Here is a 20,533-nt window from a genome sequence, read left to right on the forward strand (position 1 = left end):
AGACCGAAGATTCAGAGACAAAATACTGCTCCTCATCGGTGAGGCGTACGGCCAGCTTTCGCGGCGAGGACTATCTCCAGCCAACATCTTTGTGAATCGACGCTGAACATTGACCCATCAAGCACTTGGGACGCCGATCGGCGTCCGGACCCCATATGGACCCCGCCCGATTGCAACGACCGACTTGATCAGGATCGACGGCCACAACTACTGACGTATATCCGGCTTCTTGATGCGGCTGGACAACGTCTCCGCCGCGAGCCTCGATGGTTTTCGCATGCTTCTGTGAATCGGCGCGGGGGTCCGACGCCGATCGGCGCCGGGGTCACTTTTCCGGCACTTGAAGAATCAAGACGTTAGCCCACGAGATGGACTGATTGAGGGGTCAAATTTCGATCCGCATTCACATTGCACCGCAACTTCGACCTTTGCCTTATCTTTTGGGCGCCGCGGCCGGGCTGCGAGATGGCCGTGCCGTAATGGCTTGCCATCTCGGCATAGGTTCGGTTGAGGCCGGGATCGTGGCGGTCGGGATGTGAGCGGCAAGCCAAGGCCGTCAGTCAGCGTGGCTCATTGGCATAGCGCAGCTCACCTTACCGCCCGCGCGGACTTCACTTCGAAGTCACGGACCAGTTGTTGAAATTGAAGTTCTTTCCCCCCGGGGACGAGGTAATCTCGACGCCGTATTGGACGCTACCGACGTTTATGTCGCCAAAGTACCCCTTCGACTTGATCCACTGCAGGATACTCTTGATGTCCACTGTCCCGCTGTTGGTCTTCGAAGTGCGCAGCAATGAGATGACCTTGTGACCATCGGAGCCTTCGCCTTCAAACACGTTCCAAGTCGCCCCGCCTACATTGACATTGCTGTAGACCGGAATCGCCGCACCGGAAGGGGCATAATGATATGAAATGGGCTTAACGTTGCCGCTCCCGTCCGAGTTTCCGGTGTAGTTTGTCCAGAGCATTATCTCATGTCGGTCTGAGCTGTCCCAGATATCGTAGGCGACATCCCAGGCGCCGCCAGTGGGAACTTCCTGATTGAAGCTCGAGCTCAGAGTGTTGATTGAGCTGAGCGGTTTCCCGATATTGAAAGCCACGTGCGGATAGCTCTTGATGCCAGGAGTATTGGGCTGGTTCGACCACACGCTCCACCGGTTGGCTGCACTCACCGAAATCGTCTGAGGCCCAGGGTGCGGGCCCCATACGTCGTTGTTCCAAGAGTAGCCATCGCGTGAAAAGCTTCCGTATGGAGCGCTCGAACGCCAAATCGGCGTCTGTGCCGACACAGGCCCGGCAGATGATAATGACCGGGCTTCATTCGCGGCCTGCCTAAATAGATCATGATCCTCCTGTGTCCGGACGTAACCCGTTGGAGACCCTTGCGCGCCGGCACCGCTTATCCGATTGGAATCCATAAAGCTCTCCTTTCTGATAACAAAATCTCCTGCAGATCCACTAGCGGGCCCCCTAGTTCAGCATGGGCGGCATCGGCATCTAGAGACCGGGCTTGAATGCTAGGAAGGTTGGCTTTCGAGAAGCTGACGAGCTCGGGAAGAAGGGTGGACCCGCGCCCGGATTTGCCGTCTTTCGGATGACAGCAGCCTGGCTGAGACAGTGGCAACGATTGTCCGTCGTCAGACAATTTGAGACTGATCAGGCTTTTCGAGAAGGGAGGCTCTGGCTCATCAGGGGGCATCGTCAACTTAATCGACCGCCGAGCCGAAGGAGGCGATTCTCAGAGGTCGAGAGTCGGCGATAGCGCTTGTCATGGAGATCTCGCGCCAAGTCGCAAAGGCTCGCTCGCGCGAAGCACGACGGAAGTCGGCGGTGGCGGCGCCGGGATAGGGGATGTGGAAAAGGTTCGCGACCTGATCGTGAACGGACAGAAACCGTTGAGCCTGACGGGACGATTTGAAGCGCGTCATGATCCGCTCGCGTCGCCGCGTCGGCTGATGAGAATTCTCGGCCCGATTGTTGAGAGCTTTGTGCTGGCGATGTTCGACGTGTAAGCCCATCTTCGCCCTCGCAGCGCCGTACGAACGCAGCTTATCCGTGATCATAACGCGCGGCGGCGTGCCGGCGGATTTCAAGAGCTTCTTCATGAGCCGCTGCGCAACGCGCGAGTTTCTTCGGCGCTGGATCAAGACGTCAGGAACGAAGCCATTCTGGTCGACAGCGCGCCAGAGCCAATGTTGTTCGCCCGCGATCGAGATAACGACTTCGTCCAGATGCCATTTGTCACCGCGAGGGGGAGTGCGCTGGCGGATCCGATCGGAGAACGGCTTGCCGAATTTCCGTCCCCACTGGCGCACGGTTTCATAGGTCACGCCAATGCCACGCGCCGCCAGCATTTCCTCGACCATCCGCAAGCTTAAGGGAAGCCGGAAATATAACCAAACGGGATAACTGATCACTTCCGGTGCGATGGCGGCGATAAAGAGGGTCCCGGGCGGTCTGCCGGTCGTCTACCCCTCCGCCGCTCCAATTCGTTAATTTGACGGTACCGTTCAATGGACTGTCCCTGTCGAAGGTTGCGGCCGATCTTGCGGCGCACGCCGTCAACGGCTGGCCGCCGGAGGTCATCAACGATTTCGGCAATCTCGGCTTTGTCCGACCTGCTGGCATCGTGTTTCTCAGCAACTTATTCGCATGGATGAGCGCTCATCAAACCAAAATCACGCTCACCAACCTCAGGGGCAAACGCCGTCAGGTTTCTGGACGACTCCCTGTTCTTCGAGCAGCATTGCGGCGCAAAGTTTCGCCCGGATGCCTCACCACGGTCGACAACGCGACCACTGATGAGGATCGCTCATCAGCGATTGCCATGGCTGGCTGGAACACAACCTTGCTCCTTGGCTGGCTGCGCGCCTGTCGATCTCTCCCGCGAGCGGCGTGTACAACCGGCCGGTAGCCGCCATGCCCATCTGATCGCGGGCATCTGGACCGGGTTCAAGGGCGACCGGGGCACCAAGTCCAAGCCGGCCCCCGGCCCTCACCTCGTTTATGGCTTCCTGACGACCGATGAGGAGCGCGACGTATGGATGCGCGCGCCGCGGGATGAAGCAAAGGCATTGCAGCGGCCGTTGCCGGATGATGCGCTGAAGATCGTGATGCGCGGCGCGGATATACGCCGGTCGCCGCCACATCGCGACGCTGATGAAGCGCATGGGGATCGAGGCGGTCTATCGTCGCCCGAACACGAGCAAGCCGGCTCCGGGTCACAAGATCTACCCGTACCTGTTGCGCGGATTGAAGATCGAGCGGCCCGACCATGCGTGGGCAATGGACATCACCTACATTCCGATGCGGCGTGGCTTCGTCTATCTCGCGGCGGTCGTCGATGTGTTCAGCCGACGGGTCCTGGCCCATCGCGTCTCGATCACAATGGAGGCGGCCTTCTGCGTCGAAGCGGTCCAGGAGGCGTTGGCGAAGCACGGCAGGCCCGAGATTTTCAACACGGATCAGGGCAGCCAGTTCACCAGCCTCGAGTTCACCGATGTGCTGCTGGACGCGAAGATCGCCATCAGCATGGACGGCAAGGGCGCCTGGCGCGACAACGTGTTTGTCGAGCGGCTCTGGCGCACGGTCAAATACGAAGAAGTATATCTCCGCGCCTACGACAGCGTGTCCGAGGCGCGAGCGTCAATTGCCAAGTATCTGGCCTTCTACAATCAGGGACGCCCTCACTCGAGCCTTGACGGGCGCACGCCCGACGAGGCTTACTTCGGCACGCAAGCTATGGTGATGGCCGCATGACCGTCGCCGACGGTTTTGTCGTCGCTCTGGTCGGGCTACGCCCTCCCGACGCAACGACAAAACCGTAAAGCCCCGCGTTCAGCATAACCCGGCAGGAATCCACTTAAATCCAGCGGGGCGCTGTCCAAACAACCGGGGCCAGCTCTTGGTGATTGAATCGAAGACGTGCCAAGTGAGACTTGGCACACGCCAGCAGTTAGATGCGCATTCTATGATCTTTCAGGTCCGCTGCGAACTGCTCCGCGAATCCGAATGCACCTGGATCTTTTTGGCAGCGGGCTGCTGCGACGTCCCTTTGGCGTCCCCAACAGCAGACTTTGACGGAAATGGTGATGCTCAAAGCCATGGCGCCTCCGGCTTCGTGAGAGGATGATGGATGTTCTGGGGGCGCAAGGGTTCACGCCCGGCTTCGTAGGCTAAAGACAGGCAGGGCTCAACGCGAAACAGGGCTTATGCTTTTGAGCCGAGGGTAGATCGCGCCGCAGAGGCCGTCCCCAATCCAATCTACGATCTTGGCCGGGATTTTCGCTGCGACGCCTGCATCTGCAGGACGTTGACTTGCAGACAGACCTGAGAGCACCGTTCCCGTGCAGCGCCTCCATCGCCGGCAACGCGCCGCAGCAATTCTAGCCGGGTAGCCGGGTCTGGAGGCCCTCCGCCCGTTTGTCGGCGCCAAGGCTGCGATTGCCAAGACAATCTGGCTGTTACCGTCGATCCTAAATCGATAGATCGCCAAGCTGCCCTTCTCGCGGCCGTTTGGCGAAAATGAAAGGCGGGCGCTAGCGCCCGCTTCCACGAGTTTCCGACCTCCCCGGGATCAGGCCTCATGCCGGCTGTGCATCGCGACCGAAAATGCGCCGGAACATGGCCTCGCGCATCATCGTCTTGAAATCCGGCGGCGCATCCGGGTTCTCATTGTGGTTGATCACCGACTGCGTCACCTTGCGTCCGGAGTTGTCAACCCACCCCTGATTTGTCTCATGGATTGTCTGAGCTCCATCGGACGTCAGCTGATCAAGCGTCCGCCCAGCATTAGACTGCGTGACCTTCAGATTGTTTTTCCCATCCTTGTCGTCGCCGAGTCCCTCCACAACCATGGCATTGTCGCCGTTGGTGATGGTGAGCTTCGAGGAGATGGTTTTTCCCTTGCCATAATCGACCGTGTCCACCGTAATCTTCGTGCCGTCGTCGAGCTGGAAGGTCATACCTTTCTTGAAGTCGAAATCGTCCTTGCCGTCGCCATTAGCATCGACGTGAGGATCGCCGTGGATCCTCGAGACATGGCCGGTCTGGTTGTTCCTAACGGTCCAGGTGCCGTCCTTCTCATCGGCTGTGATCGTATACTTATCACCAAGGTTGATCGTCGCCTTGCCGTCCTTGACCTCGTGCGACCACACTGGCGCTGGCTGAGATGACGGCGCTGGCGTCTGAGCGACGGCAAGCGGAACCATCGCAAGAGGCGGCGGTGGAGGAGGAACGAAGAACACGGGTGTTGCAGTGGCAGGCGTTGCGATTGCAGACTGGTAGTTGCCCGGCGCGCGACCCTGTTCGCCGGCATCGATACTCGCCTGATTCACCACGCCGCCGGCGCCATCGACCCAGCCTTGGCCGCTCTCATGGATCGTCTGGGCACCATCGGGTGTCAGCTCATCAAGAGTCATGCCAGCGTTGGACTGAGTCACCCTCAGATTGTTTTTGCCATCCTTGTCGTCGCCGAGCCCCTCCACAACCATCGCGTTGTGGCCGTTCGTAATGGTCAGCTTTGAGGAGATGGTCTCACCATTACCGTAGTCGACATTATTGACGGTAATCTTGGTCCCATCGTCGAGCTGGAAGGTCATATCTTTCTTGAAGTCGAAGTCATCCTTGCCGTCCCCGTTAGCGTCAACATGGGGATCGCCATGGATCTTCGTGACATGGCCGGTCTGGTTGTTGCGAACGGTCCAGGTGCCATCCTTCTCATTGGCTGTGATCGTATATTTGTCGCCGAGGTTGATCGTGGCCTTGCCATCCTTGACCTCATGCGTCCATACCGGATCGACGGAAGGCTCCGAACCCGAACTTTGCTGGCTCAACAGCATGGAAGGAGGAGGCGGAGCCATCATGTACACGGGAGCAGCCACGACTGGAGTGACGACCGCCGGAGCCACGACAGCGGTTGTGACGCCACCTGCAGGAACGACAACGACGGCAGCGCCTGCCGGCAGGTACTGGTAGGCACCCGGCGTGGCATACTGTCCCAACAGTGTGCTGAAAGCTGGGCTGGCAACCACCCCCTCTGACCCCACCCCATTCACCGTCGAATCGAGTGCGCCGACCACGGGGAGACCGGCCACGGGAAGATACGCCATTTAGTTCACTCCTGATTGCATCGAAGAAAGCGGTAAAACTGCGAGCGTTATGGTGAGCGAATGAATGCCTCTCGCCACCAGCCCCGGCAGCCTCGATGAGCCCCCCTCTCTCATCACCTTCGCAGCGGCTCGGCGCGAGCATATCGCGCCCATCGAACTCGCAGGGACTCTACCTGCAGCACCTGTCGAAAAGCTGACGACAATGAACCACCGACTGAGCATCGCAACCCTCGTAGCATCCGAGGGGTGCGGATCGCATGGTTGCTCGCGGCGGCCGGCCGTCACGACGGACCATCTCAGGCAACTATCGACGCCCGCCGATCACATGTGATACGTCGCTTCGTTAACATCGATCGATTGTCCGATGTCGGCTGCGCCGATCGGTCCTGTTGCATGCGAGATTCACGCCGCTTGCTCTTGATGCAACAATCATCGGGACCGAGAGGCATATCATTCTGTCGATAAGTGACGCGGTCGCCGCAATTCCGCCAGTCACTCCAGCGGATCTGGGAAGCAGCATTCCAACCGCTCCGGCCACGCCGCTATTGCCGCCAGCGGCGATCCGAAGATTCCGGACGCGATCTGTGGGGATACCGGCGATCACACCAACAGCCTCTACAGCATCAGCGCGCGGCCCTAACCAGGCTACCGCCCCACGCCATGAGTCTCCAAAGACTTCAGATTGGATGACTCAGCGCTGATCGACAAACGCCACAGCCAACCTGTTGGCCGATCGATCCAAGTGCGCGCCTGACCGCGCACGTAGGTCAGAATTTCGCTGCTAGCCTCACTAGCACTACTTTGGCAGATTGTTGATTTTGCCGCGTTTTATAGGATTCCCGAATCAATTTTTCAATGATTCATGGGTGGTCGGCTCTTGGAGGGCTGACCATGCCGGGATGGGAAGACGAACTCGAACGCTGGCTGATGCCGTTCTTGGACCGGCTGGGTCATAAGACCCGGCAGCGGATGTGTCCTCTGTATGTTGCGGGATTGATCGGTCCTGGCGATCGCAAGAGCGTTCAGCCGATGGCGGAACGCCTTGTCACGAGCAACTACGACCAGTTGCACCATTTCATTGCCGACGGTGTCTGGGACGCGACGCCGCTGGAGACAGAGCTGCTCAACCAGGCGGACCGACTCGTCGGCGGCAGGGATGCGGTGCTGGTTATTGATGACACCTCACTGCCGAAGAAGGGTGAGCGATCGGTCGGTGTTGCGGCGCAATACGCATCGGCTCTCGGTAAAACTGCAAATTGCCAAACGCTGGTGTCTTTAACGCTTGCGCGCGGCGAAGTGCCAGTGATGGTCGCGTTACGTCTCTTTCTGCCTGACAGCTGGACAAGCGACATGCCCCGTTTGAAGCGCGCTCGCGTGCCAATCGAACACCGAACGCCACGGTCCAAGCCGGAGATCGCTTTGGCCGAGATTGACCGTGCGATGGCAGCCAACATGCGCTTTGGATGTGTGCTGGCGGATGCAGGATACGGCCTCAGCGCACCGTTTCGACAAGGGCTAACAGAGCGCGGGCTGGCCTGGGGCGGTCGGTATCCCTCGGCACCAGAAAGTGTATCCCGTCGATGTGAAGCTCATTTGGCCGATCACCAAAGTCCGTGGCAAACCACGAAAGCACCACGTGCCCGATATCTTATCGATTGCGGCAGAACAAATGCTGGCCAGCGCCAAATGGAAAACCGTGAGTTGGCGTAGCGGGACGAAAGGTCGGCTCAAAGCCCGATTTGCTGCCCTCCGTGTCCGCACCGCCGACGGCCCTCCGCAGCGGATATGGGATAAAGGTCAGCAGCATCTCCCAGGCGACGAAGTCTGGCTCATTGGCGAGCAACGCGCCTCCGGGGAGAGCAAATACTATCTCGCCAATCTTCCGGCGACGACGGATCTGCGCACGCTGGCCGCCACCATCAAGGCACGGTGGATTTGTGAGCAGGCGCATCAACAGTTGAAGGAGGAGCTTGGACTTGATCACTTCGAAGGGCGATCATGGCAAGGTCTTCATCGCCACGCCCTTATGACAATGATTGCCTACGCCTTCCTGCAACATCGTCGCCTCGCATACGCGGGGCGGAAAAAAAAGAATCAACGGGCCTCCGCCTCAACCAACCATGCCCGCCGTACGCCATGCCATCGTCGATCTCATCCTTCGGCCGCCGCCTCAGCAATGCCCATATTGCCGAAAGCAAATCCTTGAAAAACAGCGGCCAAAACACATTCTGTTCGCGGTAGGGACACCCATCACTGGGCGCCCCCCGCGCAGATCCCGGCGAGCCCAATTAAGGCACCGGGCTCCTACCTCGGGTGTTTGACGGCGAAGCGCAGCTTCGGCCATGGATGAAGGATGCGAGCCTTGGGGAGCCAGTCATCGGTGATCTGCGTTATGCGATCCCAGGTCAGACAGGTCCGCTGACTGCGCCGCCGAAGCGTCCGCCTCCAGAGATCGGTCAGATAGAACCGAAACGCATTGAGCGCTCGGCCATTCGTCGGGACAGCAAAGTACGCAAAGTGGCCGGTCAAGACCTGCCTCAGCCATTTCCCTTGTGCAGGGATCGGCCAGTGCATTCGGCGCCTTAGCTCCTCCTTGATTTCGCGGAGTTTGGTTCGCAAGCGGTCGCTACGGGTCTTCCGTTGAAGCTGGAAGCGCCCTTGGCGTGATTTGCCGCAGATAAACGTGAACCCCATGAACGCAAAGGTTTCCGGCTTTCCGAGTCCGCGCTGCTTGCGTTGAGCCGCCGCATGGCGACCAAACTCAATCAGGCGGGTCTTGGCCGGGTGGAGCGTCAGCTCGAACTCCTCCAGTCTCGCGCGCATCGCGTCAAGGAAACGACGTGCGTCATCCTCGCGCTCAAAGCCGACTACTACATCGTCCGCGTAACGCACGATGATCATGCCGCCGGAGACCTCGCGCTGTCGCCAGCGTTTGGCCCACAGGTCGAGAGCGTAGTGCAGGTAGATGTTGCCGAGAAGCGGTGAAATCACCGAACCTTGACCCGTTCCCCTGTCATCAGCGGCTACGACGCCGTCTTCGAGAACACCCGCCTTCAGCCATTTCTGAATGAGGCGGATGATGCGCTTGTCGCCGATCCTATGTTCCAAGAAGCGAACCAGCCAAGGTTGACTGACTGCGCCAAAGAAGTTTTGGATGTCGGCGTCAATGATCCAGTTCACGTTCCGCGTCTCGATCGCTGTGCAGAGCGCGTCCAACGCATCATGTGGTCCTCTGCCGGGCCGAAACCCGTAGGAAAAGCCACAGAAGTCTCCTTCGTAGATGGCGTTGAGCACGATGACGGTGGCGCCCTGGACGATTTTGTCTTCGAGAGCCGCGATCGCTAACGGGCGCTGCTTGCCGTCTGCCTTTGGTATGTACGTCCGGCGAGACGGTTGCGGGCGATACGCTCCTCGTTGGACCCGTTTGTGCAGATCGGCGAGCCGGGGCTCGAGATCTTCCTCGTAGTCCTCCCACGTCATGCCATCCACTCCGGGAGCAGCCTTACGCCTGAGCGCAAAGAACGCCGCCCGCAGTGTATCGACATTGATGTGGTGAAAGAGCGCGGTGAACCGGTCCTTCTTCCTCAGCCTTGCGGCTGTCCGTACGCGGTCCAGCGACTGGGTCATGCGAGCCCGGCCCTGTGTCCGGTGCATGCGCTGCTGTTCCGCGTTTCCCTTGGTCCCCGGCCTTGGCTCCGCCCACTCCGCCGCCAGTAATCCGGCTTTGTTCGTTGGCTTCTCAGCTACTATGCCAGAGTCAGACTTCTCCGTGTCGTGCATCAGCGGCTACAGCTCCTCGCCTTCCCGCTGCGGACCATCTCCTCCGAGAAGGAAGATGGCCGACCCGGAGATATCCCGGTTCCCGTACAAGGAGCTTCCATACATGCCAGGGTCTACGACCACGCCGGGTTGGACGGGTGCTCGCGTTTGCGCACTCGCCCATATTGCCTTCCGCTCTTTGGACAGCGTCGGCTCCCGAGATAACACTGTTTCGCGGCTCAATGGCTGGCCTGCATGCTCCCCTACCGACGCTTCGCCGACACCCTCGCGGACGCCTGCGCACGGCTCGGGGCCGATGTGGTTCGCTACACCTTCATCGCAATGGACTTCCACCATCTATTCCTTGCCGGTCTCCCGGCGCACCCAAAGTAGTGCTAGGGTCCAGACTCAATTGAGCCAATATGCGACGAGAGCGGCGAGATGAACAGCGGCCAAAAAATTACGGGCGAGCTTGTCATATCGCGTGGCGATGCGCCGGAAGTCCTTGAGCCTGCAAAAGCAGCGTTCGATGACATTTCGTCCTTTGTAGGCGCGTTTGTTGAAGCGATGGATGACGACACGGTTAGATTTATTGGGGATTACGGGCTTGGCGCCACGACGAATGATTGCGCCGCGAAGCTTGTCGCCATCATACCCTTTGTCGGCGAGGAGCACGCTCATGGGTGGCGCGAGCGCCAGGACATCGGGAGCCGCAGCGATATCGGCATCCTGGCCTGGAGTCAGATGCAGGACGACCGGCCGGCAGAGCGGATCGCTCAGCGCATGGATTTTTGTCGTGCGGCCTCCGCGCGAGCGGCCGATTGCTTGATTGTGCTCCCCCCTTTTCCGCCGGAGGCACACCGGTGAGCTTTAATCGAGGTCGAGTCGAGCGACAGTACGACGCCGTCTTCGCCAGGCTTGGCCAGCGCTTCGAAGATTGCGCACCATCGTCCTCGCTTGGCCCAGCGATTGAAACGATTGTAGATCGTCGTGTAAGGGCCGTATTCACGTGGACAATCACGCCATCGTGCACCCGATTGCAGCATGTGAATGATGCCGCTGACGATGCGTCGGTCGTCGTCCCGATCCGGCCCCGTCAGTCCCCTCGGCAGATGCGGTTCGATACGCGCCCATTGCCTGCCGTTCAGCCAAAACAAACCAGCGCGCATTCTCTCGCCCCCGAATCAACACGTAGGCAAGAGAATCACGTGGCGCTATTTAGGTACAGACCCTAGGTGAGGTTGCAGCTGCCGGCAGGTGATGGGCTGCTGCAAAGGATCGACCTAATCACCCCGACCGAGACTCGTCAGCTTCTCGAAAGGTAGCGCGCCTAGCGTGAGGCTGCTGAACTCTAGGCGAGCACGTCTATTGAGACGTAACAAGACGAGCATAGGAGAAAGCGATGGCCGCCGAAAACAAGAACGCCGGCAAAACGGACAACGTACAGCCCAAGACCGTTGGTCTCGGCAAGAGCGCCGAACTGAGCCTGAGAAGTCTGGGGGGCGAGCACCGTCTTTCTTTCTATTCCTGCCCCTCGTATCGTCGGCCCGCCCGACGTAGCAGGCCACAACTAACGACTATCATAAAGAAAGGTGAATAGACATGGCGGTTAATAGTGTTGGCGGTAACGGCGCCGCTCCTGCTACCCAGCAGACCCAGGATGCCGGTTTCCAGAACCAGATGGCTGAGTTCGAGCGTGTTAGCCAAAAAGTTCAGGCCCAGGCCGTGGCAATGCGCAGAATTACGACCGAGCTCTCTTCTGAGAAGAAGGTCGCCGACGAGCGCGTCCAATAAGTCTGCCAAGACGGCGGCTCAGCGCGTCGCTACCGGATCCGCGCAGTGAATGACGAACTCCGGAAGAGCCGTGCGGCAACTGCCGTACGGCTTATCTCGTTATTCAGGACATTATCCTGAACGAATCGATCTCTCGAGTTTGAAGTGCATAGCAAAGCCGAGGGGAAGACGACCGCCGTCAGCATGTGAGTTGGCGCGGGGCCCGGCGCCGATCGGCACGTTAAGCCGTTGACATCATTAATCTGGGCAGGGTCATTCCATCCGCCGATTCACACAAAGCGCCTGATCGCCCGCGGCGAAGCGCTGCGCGCGATCGATGGCGACACTCGCGCCTGACTAGGCGCCATGCCTCAGGACGATCGGCTCTTTCTCCGAGAAGTGCGTGCGCGAGCGGGCGAACTTCTTGACGCCCATCGGCTTGCCGAACAGGTAACCCTGGACCTGATCGAAATCCATCTCATGTGCGGCAAGAAAGTCCGCGCGCGTCTCGCCCCCCTGCGCAATAACCTGCGCGCCGGAGTCGTGTGCGAGCTCGACGATACGCCGGCACACCGTCTGCTTGAGGCGCTGATCCGCGCAACCGGTGACGTATTGATGGTCGACCTTCAGCTGGACGAACGGAAAGTTCGGCAATCCCAGCAAGGATGGCCACTTCGCGCCGACATTGTCGATCGAGATGCCGATATTGTGCAGGCGAACGCGCCGGGCGACATCGATCGCCAGGTCGAGATTGTCGATCACCTCGGCGCTGTCGATCTCGATCAGCAGGCCGGCGAACGCCGCATGATCCGGAATCCGGTAGCAAAGCTCGCGCACCGCAGCATCGTCGGCCAGAAACGAGATCGGCAGGTTGATCGAGAGATCGACCGGTCCGATCTGCCCGAGCAGATAGCGCCAGTCCGCGATCGCGCGCGCGATCACGAACTCGGACAGCGCATGAAAATGCGGATCGCTTTCGTCGGGGATGAAGTAGGCAGGCGGCACGACGCCCCATGCGGGATGGCGCATCCGGATCAGCGCCTCGGCGCCGCTCGGAACCAATGTCCGGAGATGAAGTTTCTGCTGATACCACAGCTCGAGCGAGCTGGCTTTCAGCGCTTCGGGCACATCCACTGCCGGGCTCGGTGCGGGCTCGAGCGGCATCAATGACGCAAGAATCGTCGACAATTTGTGGAAGGGCTCGCAACCGGAGACGGTTGAGATGTATTTGGCGAGCGACTTTGAACACGGCGCCTTGCCGTCTCCTCAATCCCAGCGATGCCGCCCTTCACCTTCTCGAAGGCGGCCGTGAAACAATCACCCCACTGGTGACGAGCGCCTTCATCGCGGTCGATACTGCGGTGAGCGCGGTCCCCAGGAAGCCGCGGCTGCATCGACGGACAAGGCATCGAAGACTCAGAAGGATTTCAACTTTTCGGTGATGGGCGGAAAAAACGTGGTCGATCAGTTCATTGCATCGCAAAGCAAGTCGCCGGAGGGAATGAAGGCCGAGGTGGCAACCTATGGACTGCTTCCCGGCGCAATGGAGGCGATGAAGCTGCAATTGCAAACGGAGTCGATCGCGCGGGCGAACAACACCGCGATCACCGCCGCGCAGCAGGTGCAGCTCGACCTGCTGAAGCAGAAGACTTCGGAATACGCCATGACGCTGGCCGGGCTCCAGACGATCCAAGCGAACTTGACTCCCTCTGAGAGTTACCTACAGGAGCCTAAGATCCAAGCGCAATTCAACGCCAATACGATCAGTGCGCAGCAATTCCTGGATGCGCAACAAAGGCTAGCGGAGAACGCCCAATCGACGTGGAACACCGCCGGCGCCTCCATGGCGGGCGAATTTGCACAACTCTCGCAGGAATTCGGCAAGCACAGCATGGCTATGGCGAGGGCGGCTAAAGCGTTCGGCATTGTCGAGGCAAGGATCAACACTTACACCGCCTTCACGAAGGCGTTGGCATCGGCCGTGCCGCCATTCAATGATGCGTTGGCTGCGGGCGTGCTCGCTGCCGGTATGGCCAAGGTCGCCGCGATCAGCTCTATGTCGATACCTAGCTTTAGCACCGGCGGCTTCGTCTCCGGCGCTGGGACAAGCGTCTCGGACAGCATTCCCGCAATGCTTTCCAATGGCGAATTCGTTGTGAATGCCGAAGCTACGCAACGCAACAGGCGGGAAATCGCCCAGCAAAGCGGTTCTCGTCAGTTTCATGCGCGTTTCGCGGGATCGTGAGCGCGGATTTCAGGGGATCGTGAGCAACGATTTCGCGGGATCGTGAGCAAGGCTTTCGGAGCCTTGCAGCGCTTCGGCCGACAACTCAACCGGCTTAGGGATGACCTCGTGGTTAACGAGGAAGTCCAATGCCTACCCAGAGATTGTCGATGCGCCGGATCAAGGAAGTCCTTCGGTTAAAACATTTTCAAGGCCTGCCAGAGCGGGCCATCGCGCGGAGCGTGGGCGTCAGCAACGGCGTTGTGCACAGCTACCTGAGCCGCGCCCGCTCTGCTGGGTTGAGCTGGCCGCTTCCGGAGGGAATGACCGATGAAGACCTGGAGCTTTTGCTTTTCCCGGCCCCACGACCAGCGTCTCAGAGCCCGCAGCGGCCGGTGCCCGACTGGAGCTACATCGATAAAGAGCTCCGCCGGCGCAACGTAACCCGTCGCCTGCTCTGGGAGGAGTATCGCGCCGTTAATCCCGACGGTTTCGGGTACACGTGGTTCTGCACTACCTACGAGGCCTGGAAGGGGCGGGTCCGACCTTCGATGCGGCAGATTCATCTGGGCGGCGAGAAGGTGTTCGTGGATTTCGCCGGCGACACCATCGACATCGTCGATCCGCTGACCGGGGAAGTGCAGCCGATGAAGCTGTTCGTCGCGGCGATGGGCGCTTCGAACTACACCTACGCCGAGGCCTGCCCCAGCGAGAGCTTGGCCGACTGGATCCGGGCCCACGTCAACTTGTTCACGTTTTTGAGCGGAACGCCGACGTTCGTGGTCTGCGACAACCTCAAAGCCGCCGTCAGCAACCCCGACCGCTACGATCCCGGCCTCAATCGCACTTATGCCGAGATGGCGAGCCATTACGGCACGGCCATTCTCGCCGCACGGCCGCGGCGCCCAAAAGACAAGGCGAAGGTCGAGGTCGCGGTGCAAATCGCCCAGCGCTGGATTCTGGCCCGGCTGCGCAATCAGCGCTTCTTTTCCCGGGCCGAGCTCAACGCCGCCATCAAGACACTCGTCGACGAACTCAATGCTCGTCAAATGCGTGGCTTCGGCTCAAGCCGCGCCGAACTGTTTGCCGAACTCGACAAACCCAAGCTAACCCCGCTGCCAGATCAGCCTTATGCCTTCGCACGCTGGAAGCGCTGCCGCCTCGCTCCCGATTATCATGTCGAGGTCGACGGCCATTGGTACTCCGCGCCGTATCGTCTGATTGGCGAGCTGGTCGATGCCCGTATCGACGATCGGACGGTCGAGATCTTCCACAAGGGCCAGCGGATCGCCAGCCATGCCCGCGCGCCCAACCGACGCGGACACACCACCATCGCCGACCACATGCCCAGCGCCCATCGCCGCTACGGCAAATGGACCCCCGCCGCGGTGATCGCCGCCGGCGAGCGGATCGGTCCTTCGACAGCAGCGTTTTTCCAGGCCGTGATCGACGCCCGGCCCCATCCAGAACAAGGCTTTCGAACCTGCCTTGGCATTCTGGCGCTCGTCAAAAGCTACGGCGCCGACTGACCGGAATGGCCAAGGCCTTCGAGGAGCAGCGCCGATCGCCCGATCTCGAAGCCCTGCCGTTCGAAGATCGCATCGGCCTGTTGGTCGACCGCGAAGCCGCCGAACGCGACACCAGGCGGCTCACCACGCGCCTCAAGATCGCCGCACTGCGCCAGACTGCTTGCGTCGAGGACGTCGATCTGCGCACCCCGCGGGGCATCGACCGCGCCGTTTTCGCCAAACTCGTCGAAGGTCGCTGGATCGATCGCCACGAGAATTTGCTCGTCACCGGGGCAACCGGCCTGGGCAAAAGTTGGTTAGCCTGCGCGCTCGGCCACAAGGCCTGCCGCGACAACCGATCAGTCCTCTATCATCGCGTTCCAAGGCTGTTCGAGGCGCTCGCGCTCGCGCTCGCGCGCGGAGACGGACGTTACGCTCGGCTCCTCAAAAGCCTCGGCCGCGCTCAGCTTCTGATTTTGGATGATTGGGGACTATCGGTGCTCACCGCCGCGGAACGCCGCGATCTGCTCGAAATCCTCGAGGACCGCCATGGCCGCGCATCCACCATCGTCACAAGTCAGCTCCCCGTGGACACCTGGCATGGAGCCATTGGGGACCCCACGGTCGCCGACGCCATTCTCGATCGCCTCGTCCACAACGCCCACCGCCTCCAGCTCACCGGAGAAAGCATGCGAAAACGCAGCGCCAAAACCATCACCCTTGACGGCCAACCAGAACACTGACTCTATCTCCCATCGGCCGTAGCGGGCTGCTCACGATCGTCTGAATTCAGTGCTCACGATCGCGCGAAATCGATGCTCACGATCCGTGAAATCCGCAGTCTGCAGCAGTGTTGCGATGGTCGCCCAGGTTCGTCCGCCGCCGTCGCTGCCCGCGAACAGGCTATTCTTTCTTGTAATTGTCTGCGGTCTGATGGCGCGCTCGACGATGTTGGAGTCGAGCTCGATGCGGCCGTCGAGCAGGAAGCGTTCGAAGATGGCACGGCGCGAGACAGCATAGCGGATCGCCTCGGCCAGTTTGATTTGCCGGAGATCCGCCGCAAGGTCTGCTGCCAGAGATCGAAGAGATCTGCGACGACAGCCGCGGAGGCTTGCTGGCGCGCGGCAACGCGGGCGTCGGGGCTTTGACCGCGCACGGTCTTCTCGACCTGCCAGAGCTTCGCCATCCGCTCGAGCGTCGCCGTTGCCACTTCCGAGCTCCCTGCAACATGCAGCTCATAGAACTTGCGCCGGCTGTGTGACCAGCAGCCGGCCGACGTGATGCCATCATCGCCGCGATCGGATCGCGCGAGCTTGTTATAGGCGGCGTAGCCATCCACTTGGAGGATGCCGCGATAGCCATTGAGATGCCGGACGGCGCATTCGCCGGCGCGGCTAGGTGAACTCGCCTTGCTGGTCCTAGGCGCTACAGCGAAATCTGGCCATCTTAGCGCTCCTGCTGCGGCGAGGGCGGCGGCACCTCGGTCAAAGTGTCGGCGTCGCGGTCGTAAGCGCGTAGTAAACGCTGGCCTGGCCTCGCCGGCGGCGCAGCCGGCGGACGTTGTCGAAGCCCTGCCCCAAGTGGGGCGGCACTGGATCGCCGGCCGCGTGCTCTGCGCAGCGGGTTTCGAGCCACCCTTTGTTGGCATGCAGCCGGCCTTCCGCGCCGCAAATCTCGCAGGTGCAGGCGGAGCGGGCGACGGCCAGGTCAACTGCATGGCCGATCGCGGACTCGGTGGACTTCGAGGCTTCGGTGTCCCAGTCGACGAGCAGGATGCCCATCTTCTGCTTGATGCGGACGAATTCGAAGGTCTCGCCGTCGCGGAGCGCGACTTCGATCCTGCGACAGAGCCGGACCAGGATATCCTGCCACCCTCGCTCGCAGTGCGGGTAGCCGAACGAGCGACTAGGCTCCTCGGCCGTCGTGAGGAACAGACGCGGGTGCCACAGCATGAGGTCGCGGCGCCAATCCATGTCATTACTTCCCCATCTCATTACTCCCGACCTCCAGGCTGGAGGGGCGATATCGACAAGAACATCGTTCGCGCGATCGTACCGCCTGCAGGTGACCTTATGACCGACGACGCGCTGCAGAATGCAGATGTTCTCCAGCCCCGGACACCTCTCGACGGCCGTGCCCTGGGCATGAGTCTCGCAGCGGATGCCATCCCCCTCCGAGCTCGATCTCGATGGTGAGGTCCGCAGCAGGTGAGCGCGCGCGGAGAATCGCGATGCACATGGCGCAGATGGGCGCGGGCCGCGCCGATACGCCGGTGGAGGGGGCGCCGCTCGATCGAGTTCGACCCGCGTGACCTCGGGATACTCGAGCCCATCACGGAGGCGGCCGCCAGCTACTAACTCGAGCTCTCGGCTCTGGAATAACATCGGCCTGCCCGCACTTCGTGCTCCCGGTGCCGCTGTCCCGATGGTCGCACCATACTCCACGATGTAGAACACCGCAGCGGGAACGTTGGCACCGAGACATCTCACCAATTTGCTCGATCGCCTCAACGAGGAGATCAGGCGGCGAACCTATGTCGTGCGAATCCTCCCCAATGCCGAGAGCTGTTTAAGGCTGGTACGGGCGCTGACCGTCGAGCGCCATGAGGCCTGGCTCGAGGACCATCGCCATCTAAACATGGATCTGCCGAAGGAGCACAAGGAGGCGCTACGCCGGCGGCCTGACGATGCTCAGGCCCACCAAGGGGATGCACGCCCCCCTCTCCGCCGCCGTCGCTCGCCAGGGCTACGCTTTTGCGCAAGCGAGCGACGGCGGCTCCGAGGGGATGGCTCGGCCGGATCCCATAATCGATTTTGCTGAACTTGACGCACAGAACTGCCGATCCGGGCCGTCGTCGTGGTGCGGCTGCCGCTGATCGTAAGCGAGCCGAACGCCTTTCGTCTGCGGCCTGAACGTCTTTATTGTCTCCACGGCAAGCGGCCCCGTGGGCCGCTTTTCGTTTTGTGAATGGGCGCGCAGTCTCGTCAGCTTTCAGTAAGCTAGTCCCAATAATTGGTTGTTGGGTTTAGCGGGGGTGGCACGGACATTGCTGTGGTTTCCAGAGCAGTGGGGTGGAGTGTCACCTTCCGCTAAACTCACCAGCAGTGCGGATGCGGCAGGTGCTTCAACTCAGCCCCCCTGGTCGGTCGGCACCGTGTCGCGCCCACTGCTTCTAAATCACGGGCCATTCCCGGTTCTGTAAGTTACGCTCGTTCTGCGAGCGATGACCTCCCGGTCAGCTTCTTCCGCTGCTTTGAGGCTGGCCGTGTGGGGGTTAGCGGCGCGTGGCAGGGACAGCGCTTCCCCTGTTCATGCGTGGGGGTTACTTGAGCGCCGAGTCACGTGACCGCTAACTATCGGCAGTGCGGGCGGGGCAGGGACAGCGTCCGCTCCGGCGCAACCGAACGGCGCCGAGTCTCACCCGCACTGCCTGCGATCTGAGGCTGATCCCCGAGCCCCGCGAGGCTGCAACCCCGGTTCTGGTAGTTGTGCCACGGCTTTTTGCGATGAATGTATCCCACCGTCAGCTTCTTCCGCTGTTTGAGGCTGGCGCGTGGTAGGGAGAGCGCTTTTTCTCCAAGCGGGCGCCGAGCCACGTGGCCGCTAACGTTCCCGCTGTTTAGGTCGCGGCTACCACCTTGAGCGGCCTGTCGACCCGGGACCGGTATGATCCTTTAGGCCATCGATCACCTTGAGCGCCACTTCGAGTTCATCTCGAAGATGCTTCGTAATCCGCAGTCCGCTCGCAAGCTCCTCGCGGCTGATTTCCGCGCCGTGGGCGACTTTCTGTTCTAGGTCGCGTATAGCGTGGTCGATCTTGTGCAGCGAGAACGTGCCAAGCATCATTTGGCTCCGTGCACGATTAAGGGTCGGTCATCCGGCCGCGCGGGTAGGACCCACAACGTAAAAATGCGTCCACTACATGGTTGAGTAAAGCGGGTGGCGTTGGGGGAAAATCTTTTCCCATCTCGCGTCTGAGCGCCTCGAATTCGGCTAAGGTCGAAAGAGGGCACTCCGCCACCGCGTCCATTTTTGAGCAGATAACTTCAACCCGGAATCGCCGAGCGGCCAGCTGCTCTTCAGTTCGCTGTGGCCCGTAGGTGTCTTTCTGCCGGGGTATGGCTTGGCCTACGGGCGTAGTCCGTGAATGCTTGGATTGCCGCCCCCACATCGGTCCTAGGCACGGCGGTTACTCCTATGAGCGGAGCCAGCTCGAACAGTTGCGGGCCGAGCGCTTCAATATGACATGCACGCGGGGCGCGGCACCCCACCGGTACTGGTAGGTGCTCTCCAGTTCTTCTCCACCATACAATGGTAGCACCTTGGGGAATTTGAACCTCTCGGGCGTAAAGGTGGCCAGCCCCTGTCTTCGAGGACGGGCTGGCTACCATCGCTTGCGACACCGTTTGGGCGACCCCGCACCCGGACTCGTCGCCCTAAGCCGGTTCCAGCATCTTGATCTCGCTGACATCAACTTCGCGTCGGCGTGCCACGCATCGGGGGCTGCCTGCAAACGAAGCTAGATGGCCGGGCCGTTGCCGACCGGCTTTCCAATCCGGGCGGCCACGTTCGGACTGACCGGCTTCTTCTCCGCGAGGATGTCGTGCAGATGCTGCCTGGAATCCCAGCGCTTCTGCAATCTCGGTCTTAGACTTCCTGATGTACTGTAGAATTTCATCAAGGACGGCGCCCGGATGAGACGGGCAGCGGTTAGGATCGCGCTTAGCCTTCTGCTCTGCCATTGATGCTCTCCAGCATGTCGGAGCCCTCATGGCTTATTCGGTATTCTGCGTTCAGTGGTACTGTTCAAAGTCAACCTTGAATGCATCGCCTCCTTCAAACTCGAATGTGATGCACCACGGGCCATTGATGTGAATCGTGTAGCGCACGGACTTTCCGGCCAGCTTGTGGAAATCGTTGCCTGTCAGCTTCAGTTCGGAACTGTTGACGGCTTCGTTGAGCGTATCGAGACGAACTCCTATAGCGCGACAATCAGGATGAGAGCGCGATGCGCTTGTGCATTCTCTTGTCGACGCAAAGCCGGTTCGCCGCTAGTGGCGCGGCCATACTGCCTAAGATCACAACTGATCGCCAAGCGCTGGCTACGACCAATCCTGGTAGTTGTGATAGGGGCGTTCGCCGAATATGCATCCCGGTTA

12 protein-coding genes and 9 pseudogenes are annotated in these 20,533 nt (G+C 60.5%); 10 read left to right on the top strand and 11 right to left on the bottom strand.

All coding sequences use genetic code 11. The features are described 5' to 3' along the window. Positions 1 to 611 precede the first annotated feature (611 nt). Together J4G43_RS45370 and J4G43_RS45375 are read right to left on the bottom strand one after the other, a co-directional pair. Positions 612 to 1,418: a glycoside hydrolase family 12 protein gene (locus J4G43_RS45370; protein ID WP_011084471.1), complete on the bottom strand. Its 807-nt coding sequence runs from the start codon at positions 1,416 to 1,418 to the stop codon at positions 612 to 614. A 288-nt stretch (positions 1,419 to 1,706) separates the two neighbouring features. Then, a pseudogene (locus tag J4G43_RS45375) lies at positions 1,707 to 2,514 on the bottom strand (IS6 family transposase). Here J4G43_RS45375 and J4G43_RS45380 point away from each other — a divergent pair. From J4G43_RS45380 to J4G43_RS45390, 3 genes and pseudogenes are all read left to right on the top strand, one after another. Then, positions 2,498 to 2,914: a hypothetical protein gene (locus J4G43_RS45380; RefSeq protein WP_162473611.1), complete on the top strand. Its 417-nt coding sequence runs from the start codon at positions 2,498 to 2,500 to the stop codon at positions 2,912 to 2,914. The pseudogene J4G43_RS45375 and the gene J4G43_RS45380 overlap by 17 nt on opposite strands. Further along, positions 2,913 to 3,128 (top strand): annotated as a pseudogene (locus tag J4G43_RS45385) (hypothetical protein); the annotation flags it as partial. The gene J4G43_RS45380 and the pseudogene J4G43_RS45385, both read left to right, overlap by 2 nt. Positions 3,129 to 3,135: 7 nt before the next feature. Next, positions 3,136 to 3,759: pseudogene (locus J4G43_RS45390) on the top strand (IS3-like element ISRj2 family transposase); the annotation flags it as partial. 824 nt (positions 3,760 to 4,583) lie between these two features. On the opposite strand, the gene J4G43_RS45395 reads toward J4G43_RS45390, so the two are convergent. Beyond that, positions 4,584 to 6,110, bottom strand: a complete 1,527-nt coding sequence (locus tag J4G43_RS45395; RefSeq protein ID WP_208088726.1) for a DUF1521 domain-containing protein — start codon at positions 6,108 to 6,110, stop codon at positions 4,584 to 4,586. Positions 6,111 to 6,965: 855 nt separating this feature from the next. On the opposite strand from J4G43_RS45395, the pseudogene J4G43_RS45400 reads away from it, so the two are divergent. Then, a pseudogene (locus J4G43_RS45400) lies at positions 6,966 to 8,316 on the top strand (IS701-like element ISBj6 family transposase). Positions 8,317 to 8,414: 98 nt separating this feature from the next. Here J4G43_RS45400 and ltrA read toward each other — a convergent pair. Then, on the bottom strand, positions 8,415 to 9,737 hold the full coding sequence (ltrA, locus tag J4G43_RS45405) for a group II intron reverse transcriptase/maturase (protein ID WP_456298913.1): 1,323 nt from the start codon (positions 9,735 to 9,737) through the stop codon (positions 8,415 to 8,417). Positions 9,738 to 10,124: 387 nt separating this feature from the next. Here ltrA and J4G43_RS45410 point away from each other — a divergent pair, with 387 nt between their 5' ends. Then, positions 10,125 to 10,262: a hypothetical protein gene (locus J4G43_RS45410; protein ID WP_171901125.1), complete on the top strand. Its 138-nt coding sequence runs from the start codon at positions 10,125 to 10,127 to the stop codon at positions 10,260 to 10,262. Between the two features lie 15 nt (positions 10,263 to 10,277). Here the strand turns inward: J4G43_RS45410 and J4G43_RS45415 are convergent. After that, a pseudogene (locus tag J4G43_RS45415) lies at positions 10,278 to 11,060 on the bottom strand (IS5-like element ISBj2 family transposase). A 411-nt stretch (positions 11,061 to 11,471) separates the two neighbouring features. Here J4G43_RS45415 and J4G43_RS45420 point away from each other — a divergent pair. Next, positions 11,472 to 11,663 carry a hypothetical protein gene (locus J4G43_RS45420; RefSeq protein WP_014498042.1) on the top strand — a complete coding sequence of 64 codons (192 nt, stop codon included), beginning with the start codon at positions 11,472 to 11,474 and terminating at the stop codon, positions 11,661 to 11,663. A 336-nt stretch (positions 11,664 to 11,999) separates the two neighbouring features. On the opposite strand, the gene J4G43_RS45425 is transcribed toward J4G43_RS45420, so the two are convergent. Continuing rightward, positions 12,000 to 12,776 (bottom strand): EAL domain-containing protein, encoded by a 777-nt coding sequence (locus J4G43_RS45425; protein ID WP_225005519.1) that lies wholly within the window; start codon positions 12,774 to 12,776, stop codon positions 12,000 to 12,002. A 322-nt stretch (positions 12,777 to 13,098) separates the two neighbouring features. On the opposite strand from J4G43_RS45425, the gene J4G43_RS45430 reads away from it, so the two are divergent. The 3 genes and pseudogenes from J4G43_RS45430 to istB all read left to right on the top strand — a co-directional run bounded on the left by J4G43_RS45430 (position 13,099) and on the right by istB (position 16,117). After that, on the top strand, positions 13,099 to 13,887 hold the full coding sequence (locus J4G43_RS45430; RefSeq protein ID WP_225005520.1) for a hypothetical protein: 789 nt from the start codon (positions 13,099 to 13,101) through the stop codon (positions 13,885 to 13,887). 128 nt (positions 13,888 to 14,015) lie between these two features. Further along, a pseudogene (gene istA, locus J4G43_RS45435) lies at positions 14,016 to 15,392 on the top strand (IS21-like element ISFK1 family transposase); the annotation flags it as partial. An 8-nt stretch (positions 15,393 to 15,400) separates the two neighbouring features. Then, positions 15,401 to 16,117, top strand: a complete 717-nt coding sequence (gene istB / locus J4G43_RS45440; RefSeq protein ID WP_208088731.1) for an IS21-like element helper ATPase IstB — start codon at positions 15,401 to 15,403, stop codon at positions 16,115 to 16,117. 93 nt (positions 16,118 to 16,210) lie between these two features. Here the strand turns inward: istB and tnpC are convergent. After that, positions 16,211 to 16,773, bottom strand: a pseudogene (gene tnpC, locus J4G43_RS45445) (IS66 family transposase); the annotation flags it as partial. Between the two features lie 85 nt (positions 16,774 to 16,858). Then, positions 16,859 to 17,347 carry a hypothetical protein gene (locus tag J4G43_RS45450; protein WP_026312792.1) on the bottom strand — a complete coding sequence of 163 codons (489 nt, stop codon included), beginning with the start codon at positions 17,345 to 17,347 and terminating at the stop codon, positions 16,859 to 16,861. Between the two features lie 505 nt (positions 17,348 to 17,852). Here J4G43_RS45450 and J4G43_RS45455 point away from each other — a divergent pair. Then, a pseudogene (locus J4G43_RS45455) lies at positions 17,853 to 18,050 on the top strand (transposase); the annotation flags it as partial. Positions 18,051 to 19,004: 954 nt separating this feature from the next. Here J4G43_RS45455 and J4G43_RS45460 read toward each other — a convergent pair. The 3 genes and pseudogenes from J4G43_RS45460 to J4G43_RS45470 form a co-directional block, all read right to left on the bottom strand. Continuing rightward, a complete protein-coding gene (locus J4G43_RS45460) occupies positions 19,005 to 19,217 on the bottom strand; it encodes a hypothetical protein (protein ID WP_225005521.1) in 213 nt (70 codons plus the stop codon). A gap of 593 nt (positions 19,218 to 19,810) precedes the next feature. Beyond that, positions 19,811 to 20,116, bottom strand: a pseudogene (locus J4G43_RS45465) (HigA family addiction module antitoxin). A 51-nt stretch (positions 20,117 to 20,167) separates the two neighbouring features. After that, entirely contained in the window at positions 20,168 to 20,356 is a 189-nt protein-coding gene (locus J4G43_RS45470) for a type II toxin-antitoxin system RelE/ParE family toxin (RefSeq protein ID WP_080584307.1), read from the bottom strand. Between the last annotated feature and the right edge of the window lie 177 nt (positions 20,357 to 20,533).

This window comes from Bradyrhizobium barranii subsp. barranii, assembly GCF_017565645.3.
Classification (GTDB): domain Bacteria; phylum Pseudomonadota; class Alphaproteobacteria; order Rhizobiales; family Xanthobacteraceae; genus Bradyrhizobium; species Bradyrhizobium barranii.

What these genes read in the sequence shown, in the direction of transcription:
- J4G43_RS45420 (WP_014498042.1), top strand. Translation starts at nt 11,472, where the DNA reads ATGGCGGTTAATAGTGTTGGCGGTAACGGCGCCGCTCCTGCTACCCAG.
- J4G43_RS45450 (WP_026312792.1), bottom strand. Translation starts at nt 17,347, where the DNA reads ATGGATTGGCGCCGCGACCTCATGCTGTGGCACCCGCGTCTGTTCCTC.
- J4G43_RS45410 (WP_171901125.1), top strand. Translation starts at nt 10,125, where the DNA reads ATGCTCCCCTACCGACGCTTCGCCGACACCCTCGCGGACGCCTGCGCA.
- ltrA (WP_456298913.1), bottom strand. Translation starts at nt 9,737, where the DNA reads ATGACCCAGTCGCTGGACCGCGTACGGACAGCCGCAAGGCTGAGGAAG.
- istB (WP_208088731.1), top strand. Translation starts at nt 15,401, where the DNA reads ATGGCCAAGGCCTTCGAGGAGCAGCGCCGATCGCCCGATCTCGAAGCC.
- J4G43_RS45460 (WP_225005521.1), bottom strand. Translation starts at nt 19,217, where the DNA reads ATGCTTGGCACGTTCTCGCTGCACAAGATCGACCACGCTATACGCGAC.
- J4G43_RS45395 (WP_208088726.1), bottom strand. Translation starts at nt 6,110, where the DNA reads ATGGCGTATCTTCCCGTGGCCGGTCTCCCCGTGGTCGGCGCACTCGAT.
- J4G43_RS45370 (WP_011084471.1), bottom strand. Translation starts at nt 1,418, where the DNA reads ATGGATTCCAATCGGATAAGCGGTGCCGGCGCGCAAGGGTCTCCAACG.